The following is a 20709-nucleotide window of genomic DNA, read 5'->3' as shown; positions in this document are numbered from 1 at the left end:
CCTTTTCTAAACAGCTTCTTCGATTGTCTGTTCATTTAATAAATCTACAAGATCCTTTGCAAATAATCCTAAATCCACATTTTGCTTTAAAAGACAGGTAATCATATCTTTTCCTAAATAGCTCAACACATACTGTGGATTGGTAATGACCATTTGTCCCTGTTCAACGATGATTTGAATACTTTCATAATCCAAATGACACATATCAAATACCCTTTTGGGAATGCAGTAAAAATCTTCATCGAACAGTTCTTTTTCATTTTCTGCAGTTACTTTAAAGCACTTGTCCTTGATACCATCTTCCTGAATCAAACAGACTGTTTCACCTTTTCTTAACAGCAACTTGTTAACTAAACTTTCAGGAAGGGTCACTTTATTCCCTTCCTCAAGTTTCATCTGATACTCATTCATCATTTTCATCACCTCCATCCTGCTCAAATAAATCAAGCTGTTTCTGTATTCCTGAATTCTTCATAGGATTGTAATTGGAAATCAACACTTCTGGAAACTGTGAACTCTTATCATAACGAAGAGCCATATTGTTGATTCTTGAAAATCCTTCAATATAAAAATCTTTGTACAGATCTCGTATAAATTCACAGTCATTGTAAGATAGCAGGAACTTTCCCTGTAATTTCTTTAAGGTATCCCTTAAACGAATGTGATCTTCCTTTGTGAATACGACAGAATAATGTCCTTCCGTTTCATAGTAGGGAGGATCCAAATAAAAAAAGGCATCTGATCGATCATATTGAATAATCAGTGCCTCAAAATCCTTGTTTTCTATAACTGTATTTGCCAATCTGTCGCTGATTTGCCAGACTGTATTAAATGCTTTACGTACATCGTAAGGTCGACATCCAAAAGTTTTACACCCTGAACCATAGGAATATCTGACAAGCTTAAAAAATGCAACAGCAAGTTTTACATCCTGTTTTTCAATTCGTTCTTGATTCATGATTTCCATGATTTCTTCTTGCTGAAGCTCGGTAAAATAAACCTTTACCTTTTCCATTTCTTCCTGTAAAAATTTATCTTCCACTCTTTGCTTGGTTATAATTTCTTTATAAAGATTAAAGATATTTCTTCCGTTTTCAGGAAGATAACCAAGTTCCTGAATAAAAGCCAATGGCTGATCTCTTACAACCGCAAACATATTTGAAAGGTTGTTGTTGAAGTCATTATAGACCTCAAACTTATCTGGCTTTTTTCCAAACAGTACCCACCCTCCTCCACCAAACACTTCAATATATCTTCCATAGCTTTGTGGAAATCTTGCATAGATTAGATCTCTAATAGACTTTTTTCCACCTACCCATGAAATCAAACTGTTCATTTTCATCTTATAGTCATCACCTCCTTCAAAATCAAAAAGAACTATCTATAGCGATAGTTCAATATTGTTTCTTATAAGAAATAAAGACACCCTGCTGTAACAACAACAGAGAAAAGAATATCAAATAATATTTTTCTTTTATCCTCTCTATCATAGAATATTGCTTTTATAACAAACCATGTATCCGTTATTACTATTGGAAATACAGTAGAAAATTCTAAGCCAAAATAATATTCACAAATAGGCATTGCAATAAGGCAAACCAAAAATACTATTATTAAAAATCCTTTTTTTGAATACAATAAATTTTTATTTGCTATTTCCTTCATACGATTTTTCTCCTTCCAAAATCAAAGAACATACCATGTATTGATGAGACGCTTGATTAAAAACAATGTTTTCATTGTTTTTTATATCTTTAGATTTTATTACGTCTTTATTTTTTGGAATATACGTAAATTCAAAAATGGACATATTTTCTAAAGATTGTATGCGAAACTGGATAGATCTTTCCAAACTATTTTGGGTTACAAATTCCATAATAGAAATGAGCTGGTTATATATTGTTAAATCAATCGATATATTTGTATTTGTAATAATTAATTTTAAATCTTTATTATTTTCTTTCATTTCTGCTTTCATTCTAGAAATAAAATTATTTAATAAATAATCTTCAAAAATAAAATTACTATTATATTCATCAATTTTCTTGATTGTTCCATTTAAATGATCTTTAGCACCATCATTTACTATTTCTTTAAAATAATTAAGATCATGTTTTATGTTTTCAATCATTTTATTTTGTACAGAAATAATATCTTTCTCTTGTTTTAAAATTCTAGCCTGTTCTAAAACAACCTTATTTTCTATTTCTTGCTGTGTTTGTTGATTATGATAAATATAAATGATTATATTAACTACAACAATATACATAAAAGAAAGTAAGAGAAAATATAATTGACTTTCTTTTATTTGATTTTCTAATGTTGGAATAACTTCTAAACCATATAAAGAAATTACTGAACAAGTAGACAATAAGGCATAAGTTATTCTATTACATCTTACATTTAAGAAATATGATGAACGATAATACATTACCAATAATACAAATATAATAGATAAACTTAAAATTTTAAGTTCATAATTACTATATAAAAGAATATTTGATATATTTGTTCGAATAATCAATGGAACAAACAAAATAAATAAATAATAACTGCATTTTGAAATTGTTTCTAATATCAAAATTATAGACACTATTTCTAGATCCCTATCTTTTGAAATATATTTTCTAATGATCAGATATATTAAGATATCTCTTATTGCTAAGTGTAGCATATCAGGTAATTTAATAAAATTAATTATACAGCAACATAGAGAAATGATCATCATCAATAGGAGATTTCTCTTGCTGACTGTTACATCAAAATACTTCAAACAGCATATAGACACAAATAACGTTAAAAATACAATATATAGATATTTCAACTATATCTCCTCCTTGTATTTAAGATAAGATAACATAAATTCACTACGCCTACCACGACTCATATAGAGTACTGTTCCGTCTTTTAAAATAATATTTTCTTTTTGGTACTCATTAACATATTTCATATTCACAATTGTACCTTTATTAATATAAACAAAATGGCTATTCATAAAATCAAATATATTACCTAAAGATTTCCTTAACTTATACACGTTACTTTCTGTATAAATATGTGCATAGGAACCTCTTTTCTCTATATAGCATATGTTATCTACCGGTAATGAAAACTGTTCATTTATCTTTAACATCTTTTTTTTATCTTTTTCTAGTTCACAAATTTCTTCTAAAACCATCGGAAGTTCTTCATTCATTTTTTCCTTTCTTACAAAAGAAAATGGGAATACCTGAATTGCATCAAATACTAAATCACTTCTATAAGAAACAAATATAATTCGTGAAAGAGGATACTTCTTTTTTATACTTCTAGCATAAGATATGCCATCCATATCTGGCATATCTATGTCTAAAAAGTATAATTCGAATTCCTTATCATAATTGTTGACCTCTATATCAAAAGAAATAGTGTTAAATTTTATAAGATAATTCTTTAATTTATTTGCAAAATTGATATCATCGTCAATTATTACAACCTTCATAACATCACCCATATTCAATTTTACTATGGATTATAAAATATTCCAATCTTTAATATGGATTGCTTGATGACCACCAACTTCCACAAACTGTAGTAGTTTTTGAAAAAGTTTTCCCTTTATATGTTGCATTCATTGCATAATTTTGATATCTATAACCAGTTGTTTTTACTGATGCATTTGATGTAACATATACAGGATTTTTTGTTCTGTATAAATCATATTTAAAAGTAACATTGACTTTACTTACGGCATCTCCTGCAGCTGCTCCTAAAACATTACCTACTACTTCTCCTACTTTTGCATTACCCAATCTTGCACCAACAGTTTTCCCTGCTGCAGTAATAATTGCTGTTGTAACATACCCTAATGATTTAAAAATTGGTGAACAGCTTACTTTAATACCTTTTGTAACTAGCACTGGTGTCCAATCAGAACTAGCATATGTTGATATAGAGAGAGAATCTGCTAAAACAGGCGTTCCTGAAGTAACTGAATATTCTATAACATCTCCGTCAACCGTTAATTCTTTAGTATCTTTATTTAAAATCCCAATATGTTTTTCTCCTGTTGAATCTTGATAATTAACTTTATATAAATCATCACTATCATAAGTAGTAACATCACATTCTACTCCATTGATTACTTCTTGATATGTTTGAACTGTAACATCATTTGATACAGTTTGTGCATTAACAGAAGTTATCCCACTTAATAACATACTTGCCGAAAAAAGGCTAATTAATAATTTTCTCATTTTATTGTTCCTCCATTTTTTTATTCAAGAGCTCTTTGTTACTTATATTTTATGATATCTTCTGCTACATTCAATAACCTGCACGCAAACTGTATTTATTGCACTCATATTGTTAAAAATATTTTAAATTAATTGAATTTGAAATTATCTAATCCTTTTTATTCATCTTTACCTCTTTTGATTTTACAGATTACTGCTGCAATTAATAATCCACTGGCAATTAGTAACGCACTTAACGATTTATAGTCTGTATCATCACCTGTTTTTACAACAACAGGTTTTGCTTCATCTTTCATAACCACTTTTTGAACTTCTCCTGTATCAGAGATTGTAAATTCAATATCACTTGCAACATTGTAACCTGCAGGTGCTAAATCTTCATGAAGCACATAAGTTTTTGAAACAGTTAATCCTTCGATTCGATGTGGTTCTTTTCCAGAAGTCCATGATTCAACTGCTTCTCCTGTTTCCTTGTCTTTTAATGTAAGTTTAGCCCCTTCGATTTCTTTTCCAGTTGTTGCATCTACTTTTGAAATATCTACCTTTGTGATTTCATCTTTCATTTTAACTTTGGTCACACTTCCATCTTCATTTACTGTAAATGTTACATCACTTGCTGTTGTATATCCTAATGGTGCAAGATCTTCATGCAAGATATATTTTTTACCTGATACAAGACCTCTGATAATGTGAACATCTTTTGTCGATGTCCATTCTTCTACAAGATTTCCATCTTCATCTCTTAATGAAAGTTTTGCACCTTCAAGTTCCTTTTCATTAGTTGCATCTACTTTTGAAATTTCAGTTGCTGTCTTTTTATTAAGAACGTCAAGTTCTTTTGAATAGATGATCTTATCTGTGTGATCATAGCTTAAGTCAATGTCATAGACCTTATTGTTTTTAACATATCCTTCTAATTCTTGTACTTCTTTCAATTCATATTTTCCAAGTGGTAGTCCTGAAATATGAATTTCACCTAATTCATTAGTCACATAATATCCGTTTTCTGAAATATCCATTGAAACAGCTTCACCTTTTTTATAAAGAAGTGTATTTCTTCCATCTAGTGAATAGATGTCTTCTTTTGCTGTTAATTGGAAAGTAACACTTGAAAGATCTTCTAATGTATCTCTGTCTCTTTTTTGTACATGGATTTCACCATGAGGTGCAATGTTCGTTACATTTTTTGTAATGACATATTCTTTAGTTGTTAGATCTTTTTGTTCAAGATTGATTTGATGTACTTTTTCTGAAAGCACATATCCTTCATTTGTTAAAATTTCCTTTAATTCATATTTGCCCATGAATAACGAATCAATGACAAGTTTTCCATTGGCATCTGTTTTTCCTTTGGCAACAGTAGCTCCTTTTGCATAGCGTAAACTACCATCTACTGCACTGTAGATATTTTCTTTGGCAGTTAATTCATATTCAGCATCAGCTAGTGCTTCATTTGTAGCCTTGTCTGTCTTTGTTATAATGATTTTTCCTTTTGGCTGTGCATTTTTAACTTTGACAGTTAGAATTGGATCTTCATCCTCATCCTTGTCATAATCTCTTGTATTTGTAATTGTGAATTTCACAGGTTGTTCTAGTTGCAAGAAGCCTTTAGGTGTTTCTACTTCTTCTATAGAGTAATCTCCTGCATCTAACTGTAAAGGAAGTGTTACTGTTCCTTCTTCGCTGTCTTTTACTGTAACAACGTTTTTAGAATTAGTTGTAAATGTGTCATATTTTTTACCGCCAACTTTTTGTACAACATAGTTCCCTTTTGAATCTTTGATTTTAAATGATGCACCATTTAATGTGACTTTCTTTCCTGATTCAGCATCTAATTTAATAATTTTAAGTTGTGATGAAAATGGTCGGTTATTCACATTGACACGTTTTACCTGTTCAACATCTTTATATTCACTGTAATCATCTGTTACTGAAATTGTGAAATCTGGTACTGTAATATAATCTTTAGGTGTCTTTGTTTCTTTGACGATATATTTCCCGTAAGGAAGATATGGTGTATTTGCTTTACCATTTGAATCAGTTGTAATAACTGCATAAGTTGTAGCGTTGTCCCATCCGACATGGTTAACTTCACTGTACAATTTGAACGTGAACTCTGCTCCTTGTAATCCTTTTACAAGACCTGAAATACTGTCCTTTTCTCCTGATTTGAAAACTTGGATCTTTTGCATATTCACTCTGTTAGTACCTTTTGCACTTCTTGATACTTTTGAAACTGTTTGTCCTTCATAATCAATTGATACACTGATCTTTGCATTATTGAAGATCAATGAATCATTTGTCTTTGATTCTTGAATGTAATATTTTCCTAATGGCAATTCACTCCAAGCAATTTTTCCATTGGCATCTGTTTTCTTGCTTGATACCAGTGCACCTTTTTCATAGTAAGTTTTTGTTCCAGCTTGATTTGTAATCTTTTCACTTGCATGTAATTCAAAAGTTACACCTTCAGTAGTAGCATCACCTTTTAGACCATTTGTTTTAGAAGTATCGATTTCTTTTTGAAAATCAATATTTCCTTTAGGTTCATCATCTGTAACACTCAATACTGTTGTCTTATCTTTTTCTACTTTGACTGTAAAAGTATCTGTATTTAAAAGATATCCATGAGGTGCTTCTGTTTCCTTGACTTCATAAGTTCCAACCAATAGATCATTCACTTTGATTTTTCCATTTTTTACAACAGTATTTTCGTTATAACCGTCATATGAAACAGATTTGATATTGAATTTTGCACCATCAATGAGATCTTGATTTGTATTCTTTTTAGTCAATTCCAAAGAACCAAAATCAAGCCATTCAATATTTAAATAAAGACGCGCATCATCAGGATCCATATTCCAAGTTCCTTGTGCTTGAGTTCCTGCACCTCCATCATGAATAGCTAATGCTGTGAATCGTTCACATCCATTTCCACATACATTGTCACTCACAAAGTTTGATGGTGAATTTTGACATGGCGCTGTGAAATAGAAGCTTTGTCCACCATAGACTTTTGCAGTACCACCTGTTTGTGTTGCAGAAGTTCCAGCAATGTGAATTGTCACATTTGAAGCCAATGGGATATTCACTTCAGCTGATGAAGCACCATTTAACTTCACAGTATTTGTGACTTGTTGATTGCTTGTTTTATCATAGCTTGCTTTAAACAATGCTCTGTTTCCTGACTTGTTGCCTTCCCAAGAAACACCATTACCTGGATCTGGCAATGAAATGATTCGACGATAGATGTTCATGATATTTGTACCATAATTGCTTCCGAATGTTTGGTTGAACAAGTTTTCATCAAATCCTTTCCATTGTCCTGAATAAGCTCCACTTAAAAAGATATGTGTCAAAAGATATTTGATATCATCATTTGTAAGAGGGTCATCTGGACAGATAGCTGTCTTTAGATCAGCATCCGCCGCAAATTCACCATAGGCTGCAGGACCTCCAAAGCCATAGTAAAGTAGCTTTCTTACGTTTTCATTATTTTCAATGACCTGTGCAGGATATTTACCACTTGCAGGTGTTTTCTTTTCTGCTTCTAAACAGAAAGCCCATTTACCATCATATTTACATGAATATGTTGACCATGAAGCAATGGATGGAATCTTTCTGCCCCACCATTCTGGATACTTGATATTTTTCACTCTTGTAAATTCTTTAGGAACGGATGGATCATAAGCATTTACGACACTCATTCCAAGCGTATTGAAACACATTGAAAATACCATTCCTACTGCTAAAAAAATCTTATATAGTTTAGAAAGTTTATTTTTCATTGTACTTTTTCTCCTGTTATTTATTGTTTGCAATGCAAGTTTTAAACATTGCCCTACTTCTTTTGTTTATTAAATGCAAAAAGGACAATCTTTCGATTGTCCTATGGCTTGAATACCCATTTGTTTAAATACATATATTCCTCCAACAAAAAAAGACAGATCATATCGACCTGCCTGCTTATAATATCAAATGGATAAAGAATGAGAGATTTTTATAAAAATTGTTGGTAATATTTTGAATTTTTCAGTAATTATCTATGATAAACTATTTACTTATTCTTTATCCGCATTTAATTCTATCATGTTTCTACATAGTTTGATAATGATTTACTTATAAATCCAATTTTCATTTGTGCCATATCGATAATGAGAAGCACCACATACTTCTTCATTTCCTGCACAATGTCCTTCATCTAATAATTGTTTGATTAAAATCTTTACTGAGTAATCGTTGCTATTATAGTAAGACTCATAATCTTTATAATCTATTGAATGTGTCAGTTCTTTTCCACAATCACATTTAACCCAATATGTCACTCTTAAAATCTTTGTTTGTTCTTCCTTTTGAGGTTGTTGTGCATTAGTAGTATTTCCACTTGATGCTGGCTGACTTGGTGTTACAGAAGAAGGCTGATTACTTTCAACAGGCTGTATTGGTGTTTGTTTTGTTTCAACTTTCTTTTGTGTTTTATTTTCATTAGTTTTTTGATTACTCGTTTTCTCTTGAGTTTGCACATCACTTTTTACAGATTCTTGATCTTCCTGAATCGTATTTTCTTCTGCTGTTTGTTTGGATGTATCATTTACAGTTTTATCACTTTCATTGTTTTCATATTTGGATACATCTTTTTTCTTTGATTTCTTTTTTGATGCCTCTTTTTGTGAAATAACTGCTTCTTTTTTGTTTTCTACATGGTTGTTCATTGGTAGTGCATTACAAACAACCAACAGTGTAGATAACGCTAAAACTATAATATTGCTTTTTTTCATATATTCTCATCTCCTCTACTCATTATCATCATTAAATTTGTACAAAGTCTATACTTGTATTTATTGCTTATCAGAGCTACCATTACCTTTATTGATTTGGAAAAAGCACATTGTAGCAATTCCTATAAATGCACCAATTTGCATTGAAACAATAGATATGATTATTTCTTTCATTGTACCACCTTCTTTCGTAAAAAAAAGATAGTAAATCTTCTGATCTACTATCTTTTCTTAAACTATTAATGTTCCATATACTGCTTTAATTTTAAAATAAATGTTATTTCCTCATTTTTATAATCAATTGATATTTGTCCATTTATTTTATATACAAGTTCTTTAGTTATTGCTAAACCTAACCCTGAACTTTTCTCTGTTCTACTATTCGATACCGTATAGAATTTATCAAATAACTTATTAACGTTTTCATCATTAATATCATTTGTATCATTTTTAAATGTAAATATAATATAATTATCCTTGCTATAACTCTTTATTTGTGCTTTTGATTTTCCATATTTTACTATATTTGATACTAAATTGTTAAATATTCTTTTTAATGCACTCTCATCTGCAATAACAATCATATGATTCATTAATTTTAAGTCCAAAAATATCTTCTTTTCTTGAAATAAATCATAATACATCCCTATTATTTCTACAAATATCTCATGCGCATTAAGAATTTTTAAATTTATAGGAAATGAATTTGATTCAACTTTTGCAAGTTCAAAAAAATTTTCCATCATGCTTTTCAATGAATCTAATCTTGATTCCATAATTTCTATGTATTCTTTTCTTTTTAAAGCATCAATCTCATCCATTTTAATAAGTTGCAAATAACCTTGTATAGATGTTAAAGGTGTTCTAATATCATGAGACATATTAAGAATTGTTGATTTTAATACATCATTAGATTCCTTGCTTTTTCGAGCCAATCTATTTGTTTGATCAATACATTGATTCAAAGTTTTAATTAGTGCCTCTGCATCATGATTTACATATCCCTTATTTATTCTTGCATTTGTTGATTCATTCATTATTTTTACAAATTGTCTATCAATATTTTTTATCTCTTTTTTTAATAAAATTAAGTGCATACTAGTCAAAAGTAAAAGAATCACCAAAATAATAATTACAATATATAAAATCAACATATTTTAAATCCTATACCCCATACAGTTTCTATAATTGTTGCAGTAGGATTAATTTCTTTAATTTTTTTTCTAATATTTTTAATATGAACTGTTACAGTTTGTGTATCCATGCAAAACTCCTCATGCCAAACTTCTTTAAATATTTTATCCTTACTTACAACTTTATTTGCATTGTTAATCAATAATAATAATATATCAAATTCTTTTGATGTAAAATAAACATTTTTTCCATCTACAAACACCTCTCGTGTTTCAATGTTTAACAATAAATTATTAAATTTAATTTGTGTTTCCTGTTTTTTGTTATTTACTTTTTTATATTTTTTTATATTTCTATCAACTTTTAACAGCAGTTCTTCTAAATTGAACGGTTTTAATAAAAAATCGTCCGCTCCAAGTTTTAAAACTTCAATCTTTGTATCATCTCCACTTTTAGCTGAAACTGCAATTATTGGAACATCACTTACATCTCTTACATTTTTTATAATTTCCTCACCTGATATACCAGGTAACATTAAATCTAAAATAATACAACATATTTCCTTATCTGTATTCAACCTTAGCAATCCTTCTGTTCCAGAAAATGATTGAACAGTTGAATACCCTTTTATAATAAAATAATCATTTATAAAATTATTTATATCTGTATCATCCTCAACAATTAAAACACGATCCATGAATAGCACCTTCTTTTCTTTTAATTCATTATTACTTTATCATATAAAATTAATTATTAACATTTATAAAGTGTTAATTTATCATTCACAAAAATTTTCACTTAAAAAATTATCATTTATATGATCTATAACAATTACAATATGCTTTTTAGAAAGTTGTAATATTACATTTTTTATATTTTGAACACTTTCTTTGTCTAATGATGCATAGATTTCATCACATAAATATACATCCGCATTCTTTAAAAGTACTCTTGCAATTCCAATTTTTTGTATTTATCCACCTGATAATGAAATTCCTTCCGCACCATAAAAAGTGTTATATCCCATTTCTAAATTCATAATATCATCGTGTATTCCTACCGTTTTGCATACTTTAATTACTCTTTCTTTAGTAATATCGTAATTAAAAAGAGTAATATTATCTAAAATCGTACCTGAAAACATTTCAGTTCTTTGAGAAATATAACCTATTTTCTCTCTATATTATAAATTGATAATTTCATTTATATTCTCTCCTACCTCACATCATTTTTACAAAAAATATAATTTCCAAAAAACACAGAACAAATAACTAGCACAATTCCAACACATAGTATTTCTAATATGTTCGTAGTACTTAATGTATTAAGATAAGCTAGCCTATCCAAACATGTTATTGGATCAACTGCTGATATATCAATATTACTTGCAATAGAAGAAATAAATAATATAACAAATTGATACAAAATCGAAAAAACTGTTGTTGCCGTATTACTTTTAAAAACTACTCCAACTAAAACCATCAATCCTACAAAACCAATATATATTGGTAACTGAGCGCATACAATTTTGATTGTTATTAACACATCAGCTAATTTAATATTGTTAAATCCATTAAATGCCAAATTAACTATTAATCCTAAAATCACATATAAGAAGGGAATAATTATCGCAAACAAAGAACAAACAAGCATTTTTGAAATATAAATCATTGTTCTAGGATATTGAAAAGAAACTGTATTTTTTATAGTTTCATATTTATAATCAGAAATAAATACATTTATCACAATTGGTATTAAAAAGAATATAAGAATATTAGATCCTTTTAATAGTTCTGGCATAATTTCAGTTCCATTTTTTTTGAAATGAATTGTATTATAATTCATAGTATCTGACATCAAAGTCATTATCCCATCTCCACTTTGTGCTAAAATATTTCCTAACAAAACAATTCCTAACAACCCCAATATTATCCATAATAATACTTTGCTTTTTTTTAGTTTATATAAATCAGCACTAATAATATTAAACATTATTTTCAACTCCTTTTATTAATGAAAAATAATAATTTTCTAAACTCATATTTGAAACATTCATCTTTTCAATCATAACACCTTCCTTAATCAAAGTAGATGCCACTTTTGCTCCATCATTTACATAATCATATAAATAAATAGTATGGTCATTTACAACTTTATAATTTACTGTATTTAGTTTTTGTTCAATTGTAATTGTTGCAAGTGAAATATTTTCAACATCCAAAGAAATATATTTTTTTAATTTTTCATGTAATTCATCTACTGTTATTTCTTCAATCATATGCCCTTTATGAATAAAACCATATCTTGTTGCAATCATCTCTAATTCATCTAGAATATGACTTGATATAACCATCGTTATTCCATATTTTTTATTAAGGTGTCTTAACGTTTCCCTCAATTCTGCTATCCCTTGTGGATCTAAACCATTTAATGGTTCATCTAGAATTAATAAATCTGGATTATTAATCAATGCAAGTGCTAGCCCTAGTCTTTGTTTCATTCCCAAAGAATAATTTTTATATTTTTTAGTAGCAGCATTTTCTAACCCAACCATTTTCAATACATTTTCAATGCTATTTGCTTCAACTATTCCTTTAAATTTAATGTAGTATTGCAAATTTTCATAAGCCGTCATATAAGGATAGAATGCTGGTTGTTCAATAATAGCACCAATTCTTCCTCTGTTTACCTGATTATCTGTTGATTCAAACAATTCTAATTGACCCTGTGTTTCTTTTACTAATGACATAATAATTTTCATAGTTGTAGATTTTCCAGCACCATTTTGTCCAATAAATCCATAAATATCATTTTCATAAACTGTCATATTTAAATCATTAAGAATAACTGTATTTCTTATTTTTTTAGAAATACTATTCATTTTTATTACTGTGTCACTCATTGTTTTTACCTCTCGTCTTTCTGGATAAAAGTATAGTTCAAATGTTCTCTTATTTTAATAAAAAAATCGGGAAAAAAGTATAAAGAAAGTATAAAGAATAATATATAATAAAAAAATAGTAGATCCTCTAATCTACTATCTCATTATTCATATTCACTTTTAAAAGCATTACACTATTTCTATCCAACATAAATAATCGGCAATCTTCACTTTCATCCCATCCAAGATATGTACTCTTTGTATTGGACTTACTAATGATTCTAGTGTTCTCCAAAATACTTTTTCACTTAATTCATTGTTGTTAATATAAAATTTCATTTGGTTCCCTGCTTTCTTTTAATGACACCCATTTTGCCTCATCTTTGAAGTAAAAAATAGCGATTTTTAGGTAGTGACACCCTTTTATATGGGTGACATCCACGTAAATCGCTATTTTTTGATTTTTTAAAATATCTTAAAAAACGTTGATTTCATCGGTATTTTTTCGATGACATCCATTTTAACTCTTAATTTTGGTGGAGATGAGGGGAATCGAACCCCTGTCCAAAAGCAATTCCTCCAAAGCGTCTACAGTTTAGTCCATTGAATCATTTAACTTGGCTACAATCAATGAACAATTTTACACCAAGCGATTCTTTAAATTTTCGTGGTTAAAGTCAAGACTCCTTCAACCCTTATCCTAAAAGTTATAATACTAACAAAAAGCTATAGGCTCACTCAATGTTAGCAGCTTTCATGTCTATGTCGACTAAGCGAAAGCGTAATTAGTTTGTCTGTTTCCAGTTATTTTTTGTTTGAGTTTAACGTACTCCAACGACTGCAGCTAAGGTCAAACATACCCCTGTCGAATCCAAGACATCCCCAGATTAGTAGTAATTTTTAAGAGACTTTTCGATATCTCTTTTTGCCGCTTTTTCTTTTAAATCATTACGCTTATCATAAAGTTTCTTTCCTTTAGCAAGCGCAATTTCTAATTTAGCTTTAGAACCACTAAAATACATTTTAGTAGGTACAACGGTTAAGCCACCTTCTTTTAACTTATTAGTTATTTTAAGGATTTCTTTTTTATGAAGCAAGAGTTTTCTTGTTCTTCTTGCTTCATGATTAAAGATGTTTCCATGATCGTAAGGAGCGATATGCATGTTTTCTACATAAACCTCATCATTTTTAATTCTGACAAAAGAATCTTTTAAATTCACATTTCCTAAACGCACAGATTTAATTTCAGTTCCTTTTAATTCAATACCTGCTTCATAAGTATCTAACAAGAAATAATCATGATGTGCTTTTTTATTTTGAGAAATGATCTTCATACATATCACCACCTTTTCTATCTTCTTTTTCTTTTAAACTTTTGTTTTGGCTTTCTATCTCGTCGCTTATTTATTATAACAGTTTTTTTCTTCTTTTTGTTAGATTTCATACCAACAATTTGAAAATCTATCGTTTTTTCTCTTTTTGAAGCAGCTGAAACCTTAATTTTGACTTTATCAGACATCTTAAATCGTCTTCCAGTTCTTTTTCCAATTAATTGTAGATTTATGTCATCAAAATAATAGAAATCATCTACAAGATCTTCCATACGAATTAATCCTTCAATCGTATTTGGAAGTTCAACAAACATACCAAAGTTTGTAATTGAAGAAACAATTCCTTCAAAAGTTTCACCAATATGGTCTTCCATATATTCAGCCATTTTCATATCATCAACTTCACGTTCAATATCAATTGCTTTTCTTTCAAGTGAAGAAGCTTGATCAGCAACATTTTGCATAATAGAAGCAAAATGGAAAAGAGTTTCTTGATCTAATTTCTTTTTAAATAAATACGTACGAATTAAACGATGAACCATTAAATCAGGATAACGTCTAATTGGTGATGTAAAATGTGTATAATATTCATCTGCTAAACCAAAATGTCCTAAACATTGTTCATCATATCTTGCCTTTGCCATGCAACGAAGAAGTAATGTAGAAATAATGACATGTTCATCTGTTCCTTTACTTGCTTCAACGATCTTACTTAATTCTTTTGAATGAATATCTTCTAATGAACCTTTTATTGTATAACCTAGAGTTCTAGAAATTGTAGAGAATTTTCTTAATTTATCTACCTTAGGATTTTCATGAACACGATAGATAAATGGTAAATCAAGCCATTTAAAATGTTTTGCAACTGTTTCATTGGCAACTAACATAAATGATTCAATGATACGGTCACTTTCTCCACGTTGTCTTAAAACAACATCTATTGGTTTACCTTTTTCATCAACTAATACTTTAGCTTCATTTGTATCAAAATCGATTGCTCCACGATCTTCTCTTGTTTTTTGTAAAATTTCAGCAAGTTCTTTCATTAAGAAAAATAAATCACATACATGGCTATACTCTTCTTGTAGTTTTTTATCCCCTGCAAGTATTTTATTAACATTATTATAAGTCATTCTTTCAGTTGAATTAATAACTGATTCAACGATATCATGATCAATGACTTCCCCTTGAGGGGTAATTTCCATAAAACATGAAATTGCAAAACGATCCACATGAGGATTGAGTGAACAAATTCCATTAGATAATTTATGAGGAAGCATTGGAATAACACGATCCACTAAATAAATAGAAGTTCCTCTTGCAAGTGCTTCTTTATCTAATTCAGATCCTTCTTCTACATAATAAGAAACATCAGCAATATGTACCCCTAAATAATAATTTCCATTCTTTAATCTTCTTAAAGAAATTGCATCATCTAAGTCCTTGGCATCATCACCGTCAATCGTAACAATCGTTTCATTTCTTAAATCAGTTCTTGTTTTAGCTTCTTCTTGATCAATTTCATTTTCAATTGATTCGATTTGTTCATAAACTTCTTTAGGAAATTCAACATGTGCTTCATGTTGAGAAACAACAGATAAAATATCAACCCCTGGATCTCCTACATGTCCTAAAATTTCTACGACATTTCCTTTTAAATAAGGTTTATACGTTTTAATTTCGACAACAACCTTATGTCCAGCTACTGCACCATGACTATGTGCATGATCTATATAAATAGGTTGTGTAAACTTTTGATCATCCGCATCAAAGACAAGTTCTCTTTTAGCGTTTTTCAACAGCCCAACAAGTCTTGTTTGTCCTCTTTCAATAACTTTAACAATTCTACCTTCTTGACGCGATCCTGTTTGATGCTTTTTAAGTTCAACCATGACTGTATCCATATTAAAAGCATCTTTTAAATCTCTTGAAGAAATAAAAATATCATCACTTTCTTCATCAATAATGACAAAACCAAAACCTCTTTTATTAATATGTAAAACACCTACAATATAATTAGAGTTTTCTATTAATAAATATTCATTTTTATCATTTCTTACAATTTTACCCTCATCTTCTAATTGATTTAAAGCTTTAAGCAAAACTGTAAAACCTTCACTATTATTTAGATCTAATACATGTTGTAATTCATGAATTGATCTTTCTTTATCTTTTAATATATCCAAAATTCTTTCTTTCATCTTCTCACCTCCAAAAAAAATAGGACGCCTTGCGTCCTATTATTCATTAATTCATACGTAGTAGAATTGCGATCACGAAGAAGGCAATACTCAAAATCATCGTCATTCTAGACATTACTAAATCAACACCACGTTCTTTTTGTTCAGCAAAAAGATTTGAACTTTGACCAGTTAATGCATTAACAATATCATCTGATTTTCCACTTTGTAATAAACATAATATAATAAGAGCAACGGAAATAATAACCATAGCAACCTTTAAAATTGTTTCAAACATATTTTTAACCTCCTTCGATTAATTTAATACATTGCATAGCAAATATTATCATAAAAAGCTCATAAACACAACATAATTTTAAAATAACTTATGCATTATCTAACCCACAAACATAGTAACGATCTTCTACCCTTACAACCGTTACATTAACTGTCGAATTTAAGCCTTCAATTTCTTCATTAAACGTTAATGAAATCAAAATATTATAATAATCATTATCCTCTAATCCAGCAATTGTTACCTTTGAAGGTGAATAAGATATAATATTATATTTTAAAACCTCTAATTCTGGATATTGATTTTTATAACTATAAAATGATGTTTGTGCATATTGACTAAAGTTTTCCACCATTTCAGAATACATATAATCAACACCACCTATTTCATTTTTTTTCTTATCTACAAAAGTATAATAATCACACACAAAATAAGCAGCCACTAATTGACATTCATCTTCTTCATCTTTATTTTTATAACTTGTATCTAGTCTTGCATAAATATTATTTAATAGTTCGCTATCTCCAGATTTAGTGTATGGAGATTGTACTGTTTCAGTTTTTATTGGTAAAGGCGTATCTTTAGATGTCATAAAATAACCAACACCTACAATCACAAGTAAAAAACATAGCGCAATAATTAAATGATCTCTCATGGCTTTTTGAGGAGATCTTCTTTTACGATAACGATCTAAAAATTTAATTTTTGGTAATTTATCAGAATCAATAAAAATATTTACAATTGTTAAAATTGGTTTATATTTTCTAGAAATCATATCTGTTACTTCTACAAATATTTCAAACATAATCATTAAAGCAATAAATAAAATTGTTCCTGCAGTTGGATTATAATAATATAAATAAGATGAAAGCGAAAATAAGAAAGTGACTAAATAAAGCACTAAAACACTTTTTCTTTGTCCTAATTTTAATTTAAACATCAAATTATGATGTAAATGTCCTCGATCCGCTTCACTAAATTTTTTATGATGTATTTTTCTTCTTAAAATTGCTATTAAAGTATCCATGATTGGAACCATTAAAACAATAATTGGTGCTCCTAAAGTAAAAAAAGTAGAAGCATTGTATCCAAATCCTAATAATGAAATAACTGAAATCATGAAACCTATATATAAAGCTCCACAATCCCCCATAAAAATTTTTGCTGGATGAAAATTAAAAAACAAAAAGCCCATAATACTTCCAGCAAGAATGAGTGATAAAGAAGCAATGTCACTTCTTCCAGATAATAAAGAAGTCATTGAGATAGTAACAAGGACAATAATTGAAATACCTGCAGATAACCCATCTAACCCATCAATTAAATTAATCGCATTAGTAATTCCTACAATCCAAAATAAAGTAACAACCCCTGAAAGAAATGTCATCGCATCACTTGGGAAATATCCAAATCCTTTTATATAGATTTCTCCATAAACAATGACAGTCAACGCCGCAATCACTTCAAAAATTAATTTTACTTTAGGGGATAAATCATGACTATCATCATAAAGCCCTACCATAAAAATTATAAACCCTGCAACCATAATAGCATTTATTTGATGATCTGCTTTCAAAAATAAGGCTGATCCTATAAGTGAACTTAAATAAATGGCATAGCCACCAATACGTGCTATTTCATGTTTATGAACTGTTCTTTTATTCATATGTGCAACAATTCCTAATTGATTTCCAGCCTTAATTACAAGTGGAATCATTAAAGCTGAAATGATTGTTGTTACAACAAATGAAAGAATGACCGTCAGTGACATTTTGTCACCTCCTTTATGCCTATATTATTCATTATTTTTTAGTAAATTTCAACTTTTAAATAGCTCTATGACTTGTATTCTGACAAAAACTTGTCTATACTAGTATATAAGGAGGAATATGTTTATGCATAGTTTAGGAATCTCTGTTTATCCAGATAAAAGTGATATTAAAGAAGTCTATGATTATATGGAAACTGCTGCTAAATTAGGTTTTACTAGAATCTTTACTTGTTTTTTATCTATTCCAGATGATAAAAGAGAAAGTTATTTAAAAGAATTTAAAGGATTCATGGATAAAGCTCATGAATTAGGATTTGTTGTTGCTGCTGATACAAATCCAGAAGTATTTAAATTAATTGGAGCTACTCCAAATAATTTAAAACCATTTGCAGATTTAGGATTAGATATTATTCGTTTGGATGGTAACTTTGGTACTCAAGGAGATATCGCTGTTACTAGAAATCCTTATGGTATTAAAATCGAATTCAATGCTAGTATGGATGCTGGTGTTGATTTATTAATTAAAAACGGTGGAAATAAAGATCAAATTATTATGTGTCATAACTTTTTCCCAGAAAGATATACAGGATTAGATTTTGATTTATTCCAACAATTTAATAAACAATGGAAAGCATTAAATCTTCATACAGCTGCCTTTGTTTCAAGTCACAATGATCCAACAATTGGTCCTTGGGAAGTTTTCTGTGGTTTACCTACAGTTGAAATTATGAGACCACTACCTATTGAAGTACAAGCAAGATATTTATTAGCCACTGGTGATGTTGATGATATTATCGTTGGTAACTATCCAGCAAGTACAAAAGAATTAGAAGCATTATCAAAAATCAACTTCCAAGCTTTAGAATTACGTGTTGATGAAGTAACAGAAATTACTGATAATGAAAAATACATCATGTATGAATTTGCTCCACACTGGGATCGATACGATCATTCATCATTTATGTTAAGATCAAGTTTCCCAAGACTTCAATTCAAAAACCAAGCAACTGTTCAAGATTCAGGATTTGGTGATAAAAAAGAAGCTAAAGAAGACAAATCTATTCCACATCATGACTGTGGTAAAAAAGTATTTACGCGTGGTGATATCTTAGTGGTTAACGATAACTTAGCTCATTATCGTGGTGAATTAGAAGTTGTTTTAACTGAAATCCCAAATGATGGTGAAAGAAACTTAATTGGTAAAGTAAAAGATGAAGATTTAGGTTTATTAGATTTCATTAAACCAGGTCAACATTTCAAATTTATTAAATAATTTAAATGAGGTTCAAAACGAACCTCATTTTTAATCTATTGTTTTTAAATATTCTTCTAAACCATTTTCATCTACATGACCAATCACTTCATCAGCCACATCTTTTAACTCTTTAACAGCATTTTTCATAGCAATCCCATGACCTGCATATTTAATCATTTCTAAGTCATTCAATCCATCTCCAAAAGCATAACTATGCTCTTTATCAATATTTAAATGTTCTAATACCTTTTGTACACCTGTAGCCTTTGATGTATCTAATGCACATATTTCAAATGAATTAGCTGTTCCATGATGATCAAAATAAAATTTATCAGCAATATATTCTATAATTTTATCATGATCTTTTTTAGCACTAATTTCTATTTTTAAAGTACGATGCATTACTTCTTCTTTATCAAAAGAAGTGATTAACTTTTCATGACGAATATCACATACTTTAAAAAATTCTATAAAATCTTTATAAGAAGGATCAATATAACAATCTGTTACTGTTTCAAAATCATATTCACAATCTACACTTTCAAGCATTTTCATTAAATCATTTACTTTTTCATAAGGAATTCTATTTTCATAGATGATTTCATGATTAAGCTCTACATGTGCCCCATTACATAATACAAAACCATTAAACCCAGCATCAATGATTTGATTTGAAATAAAAGCTAAAGGTCTACCTGAGGCAACAAATAAATAATGTCCAGCCTCTTTCAATCTTTTAAGTTCTCTTTTTACTCCTTCAGGTATTTTTAATTCACTATTTAATAATGTCCCGTCTATATCAAAAAATAATACTTTCTTCATACTTTCACCTCAATGAAATTGTATCAT

At 29.1% G+C, this 20709-nt stretch carries 20 protein-coding genes and 1 other RNA gene; 1 reads left to right on the top strand and 20 read right to left on the bottom strand.

Annotated elements, in window-relative coordinates; all coding sequences use genetic code 11:
- Positions 1-6: 6 nt before the first annotated feature.
- The 19 genes from Fi14EGH31_RS01895 to Fi14EGH31_RS01805 all read right to left on the bottom strand — a co-directional run bounded on the left by Fi14EGH31_RS01895 (position 7) and on the right by Fi14EGH31_RS01805 (position 18605).
- Complete coding sequence (locus tag Fi14EGH31_RS01895) at positions 7-414, bottom strand: hypothetical protein (protein WP_022001034.1); 408 nt, start codon at positions 412-414, stop codon at positions 7-9.
- Entirely contained in the window at positions 404-1342 is a 939-nt protein-coding gene (locus Fi14EGH31_RS01890) for a DNA adenine methylase (protein WP_199664676.1), read from the bottom strand. The genes Fi14EGH31_RS01895 and Fi14EGH31_RS01890 overlap by 11 nt, the downstream gene beginning before the upstream one ends.
- 65 nt (positions 1343-1407) lie before the next feature.
- Positions 1408-1665, bottom strand: a complete 258-nt coding sequence (locus tag Fi14EGH31_RS01885) for a hypothetical protein (RefSeq protein ID WP_117576118.1) — start codon at positions 1663-1665, stop codon at positions 1408-1410.
- Positions 1646-2581 (bottom strand): hypothetical protein, encoded by a 936-nt coding sequence (locus Fi14EGH31_RS01880; protein ID WP_200765080.1) that lies wholly within the window; start codon positions 2579-2581, stop codon positions 1646-1648. The genes Fi14EGH31_RS01885 and Fi14EGH31_RS01880 overlap by 20 nt, the downstream gene beginning before the upstream one ends.
- Before the next feature lie 243 nt (positions 2582-2824).
- Entirely contained in the window at positions 2825-3481 is a 657-nt protein-coding gene (locus tag Fi14EGH31_RS01875; protein WP_158562998.1) for a LytR/AlgR family response regulator transcription factor, read from the bottom strand.
- A gap of 49 nt (positions 3482-3530) precedes the next feature.
- Complete coding sequence (locus tag Fi14EGH31_RS01870) at positions 3531-4235, bottom strand: hypothetical protein (protein ID WP_117792499.1); 705 nt, start codon at positions 4233-4235, stop codon at positions 3531-3533.
- Positions 4236-4393: 158 nt separating this feature from the next.
- Positions 4394-8023: a SpaA isopeptide-forming pilin-related protein gene (locus Fi14EGH31_RS01865; RefSeq protein ID WP_234697816.1), complete on the bottom strand. Its 3630-nt coding sequence runs from the start codon at positions 8021-8023 to the stop codon at positions 4394-4396.
- A 327-nt stretch (positions 8024-8350) separates the two neighbouring features.
- Entirely contained in the window at positions 8351-9013 is a 663-nt protein-coding gene (locus Fi14EGH31_RS01860; RefSeq protein WP_200765079.1) for a hypothetical protein, read from the bottom strand.
- 239 nt (positions 9014-9252) lie between these two features.
- Entirely contained in the window at positions 9253-10167 is a 915-nt protein-coding gene (locus Fi14EGH31_RS01855; RefSeq protein ID WP_117576097.1) for a sensor histidine kinase, read from the bottom strand.
- Positions 10161-10844, bottom strand: coding sequence for a response regulator transcription factor (locus Fi14EGH31_RS01850; RefSeq protein WP_200765078.1), 684 nt, complete (start codon positions 10842-10844; stop codon positions 10161-10163). The genes Fi14EGH31_RS01855 and Fi14EGH31_RS01850 overlap by 7 nt, the downstream gene beginning before the upstream one ends.
- A 276-nt stretch (positions 10845-11120) precedes the next feature.
- Positions 11121-11291 (bottom strand): hypothetical protein, encoded by a 171-nt coding sequence (locus Fi14EGH31_RS01845; RefSeq protein ID WP_200765077.1) that lies wholly within the window; start codon positions 11289-11291, stop codon positions 11121-11123.
- A 71-nt stretch (positions 11292-11362) separates the two neighbouring features.
- Positions 11363-12139, bottom strand: coding sequence for an ABC transporter permease (locus Fi14EGH31_RS01840; protein ID WP_117482007.1), 777 nt, complete (start codon positions 12137-12139; stop codon positions 11363-11365).
- Positions 12132-13049, bottom strand: coding sequence for an ABC transporter ATP-binding protein (locus Fi14EGH31_RS01835; protein ID WP_117482005.1), 918 nt, complete (start codon positions 13047-13049; stop codon positions 12132-12134). The genes Fi14EGH31_RS01840 and Fi14EGH31_RS01835 overlap by 8 nt, the downstream gene beginning before the upstream one ends.
- Before the next feature lie 168 nt (positions 13050-13217).
- Entirely contained in the window at positions 13218-13367 is a 150-nt protein-coding gene (locus Fi14EGH31_RS01830; RefSeq protein ID WP_200765076.1) for a hypothetical protein, read from the bottom strand.
- Positions 13368-13562: 195 nt separating this feature from the next.
- Positions 13563-13912, bottom strand: a transfer-messenger RNA (tmRNA) gene (gene ssrA, locus Fi14EGH31_RS01825).
- A 3-nt stretch (positions 13913-13915) separates the two neighbouring features.
- The gene (gene smpB / locus Fi14EGH31_RS01820; RefSeq protein WP_022001039.1) at positions 13916-14362 is read right to left on the bottom strand and encodes an SsrA-binding protein SmpB; all 447 of its coding nucleotides are present in this window, start codon (positions 14360-14362) and stop codon (positions 13916-13918) included.
- 17 nt (positions 14363-14379) lie between these two features.
- Positions 14380-16560 (bottom strand): ribonuclease R, encoded by a 2181-nt coding sequence (rnr, locus tag Fi14EGH31_RS01815; protein WP_118347965.1) that lies wholly within the window; start codon positions 16558-16560, stop codon positions 14380-14382.
- A gap of 46 nt (positions 16561-16606) precedes the next feature.
- Complete coding sequence (gene secG / locus Fi14EGH31_RS01810; protein WP_022001041.1) at positions 16607-16837, bottom strand: preprotein translocase subunit SecG; 231 nt, start codon at positions 16835-16837, stop codon at positions 16607-16609.
- Positions 16838-16925: 88 nt separating this feature from the next.
- A complete protein-coding gene (locus Fi14EGH31_RS01805) occupies positions 16926-18605 on the bottom strand; it encodes an MraY family glycosyltransferase (protein ID WP_022001042.1) in 1680 nt (559 codons plus the stop codon).
- A 124-nt stretch (positions 18606-18729) separates the two neighbouring features.
- Here Fi14EGH31_RS01805 and Fi14EGH31_RS01800 point away from each other — a divergent pair, with 124 nt between their 5' ends.
- The gene (locus Fi14EGH31_RS01800; RefSeq protein WP_022001043.1) at positions 18730-19878 is read left to right on the top strand and encodes a DUF871 domain-containing protein; all 1149 of its coding nucleotides are present in this window, start codon (positions 18730-18732) and stop codon (positions 19876-19878) included.
- A 30-nt stretch (positions 19879-19908) separates the two neighbouring features.
- On the opposite strand, the gene Fi14EGH31_RS01795 is transcribed toward Fi14EGH31_RS01800, so the two are convergent.
- Positions 19909-20682: an HAD family hydrolase gene (locus Fi14EGH31_RS01795; protein WP_117481999.1), complete on the bottom strand. Its 774-nt coding sequence runs from the start codon at positions 20680-20682 to the stop codon at positions 19909-19911.
- Between the last annotated feature and the right edge of the window lie 27 nt (positions 20683-20709).

The organism is Faecalibacillus intestinalis (assembly GCF_015097455.1).
Classification (GTDB): Bacteria; Bacillota_I; Bacilli_A; order Erysipelotrichales; family Coprobacillaceae; genus Faecalibacillus; species Faecalibacillus intestinalis.
This window is presented reverse-complemented; position numbering and strand designations above follow the sequence as displayed.

What these genes read in the sequence shown, in the direction of transcription:
- Fi14EGH31_RS01895 (WP_022001034.1), bottom strand. Translation starts at nt 414, where the DNA reads ATGATGAATGAGTATCAGATGAAACTTGAGGAAGGGAATAAAGTGACC.
- Fi14EGH31_RS01890 (WP_199664676.1), bottom strand. Translation starts at nt 1,342, where the DNA reads ATGAAAATGAACAGTTTGATTTCATGGGTAGGTGGAAAAAAGTCTATT.
- Fi14EGH31_RS01885 (WP_117576118.1), bottom strand. Translation starts at nt 1,665, where the DNA reads ATGAAGGAAATAGCAAATAAAAATTTATTGTATTCAAAAAAAGGATTT.
- Fi14EGH31_RS01875 (WP_158562998.1), bottom strand. Translation starts at nt 3,481, where the DNA reads ATGAAGGTTGTAATAATTGACGATGATATCAATTTTGCAAATAAATTA.
- Fi14EGH31_RS01870 (WP_117792499.1), bottom strand. Translation starts at nt 4,235, where the DNA reads ATGAGAAAATTATTAATTAGCCTTTTTTCGGCAAGTATGTTATTAAGT.
- Fi14EGH31_RS01865 (WP_234697816.1), bottom strand. Translation starts at nt 8,023, where the DNA reads ATGAAAAATAAACTTTCTAAACTATATAAGATTTTTTTAGCAGTAGGA.
- Fi14EGH31_RS01860 (WP_200765079.1), bottom strand. Translation starts at nt 9,013, where the DNA reads ATGAAAAAAAGCAATATTATAGTTTTAGCGTTATCTACACTGTTGGTT.
- Fi14EGH31_RS01855 (WP_117576097.1), bottom strand. Translation starts at nt 10,167, where the DNA reads ATGTTGATTTTATATATTGTAATTATTATTTTGGTGATTCTTTTACTT.
- Fi14EGH31_RS01850 (WP_200765078.1), bottom strand. Translation starts at nt 10,844, where the DNA reads ATGGATCGTGTTTTAATTGTTGAGGATGATACAGATATAAATAATTTT.
- Fi14EGH31_RS01845 (WP_200765077.1), bottom strand. Translation starts at nt 11,291, where the DNA reads ATGTTTTCAGGTACGATTTTAGATAATATTACTCTTTTTAATTACGAT.
- Fi14EGH31_RS01840 (WP_117482007.1), bottom strand. Translation starts at nt 12,139, where the DNA reads ATGTTTAATATTATTAGTGCTGATTTATATAAACTAAAAAAAAGCAAA.
- Fi14EGH31_RS01835 (WP_117482005.1), bottom strand. Translation starts at nt 13,049, where the DNA reads ATGAGTGACACAGTAATAAAAATGAATAGTATTTCTAAAAAAATAAGA.
- Fi14EGH31_RS01830 (WP_200765076.1), bottom strand. Translation starts at nt 13,367, where the DNA reads ATGAAATTTTATATTAACAACAATGAATTAAGTGAAAAAGTATTTTGG.
- smpB (WP_022001039.1), bottom strand. Translation starts at nt 14,362, where the DNA reads ATGAAGATCATTTCTCAAAATAAAAAAGCACATCATGATTATTTCTTG.
- rnr (WP_118347965.1), bottom strand. Translation starts at nt 16,560, where the DNA reads ATGAAAGAAAGAATTTTGGATATATTAAAAGATAAAGAAAGATCAATT.
- secG (WP_022001041.1), bottom strand. Translation starts at nt 16,837, where the DNA reads ATGTTTGAAACAATTTTAAAGGTTGCTATGGTTATTATTTCCGTTGCT.
- Fi14EGH31_RS01805 (WP_022001042.1), bottom strand. Translation starts at nt 18,605, where the DNA reads ATGTCACTGACGGTCATTCTTTCATTTGTTGTAACAACAATCATTTCA.
- Fi14EGH31_RS01800 (WP_022001043.1), top strand. Translation starts at nt 18,730, where the DNA reads ATGCATAGTTTAGGAATCTCTGTTTATCCAGATAAAAGTGATATTAAA.
- Fi14EGH31_RS01795 (WP_117481999.1), bottom strand. Translation starts at nt 20,682, where the DNA reads ATGAAGAAAGTATTATTTTTTGATATAGACGGGACATTATTAAATAGT.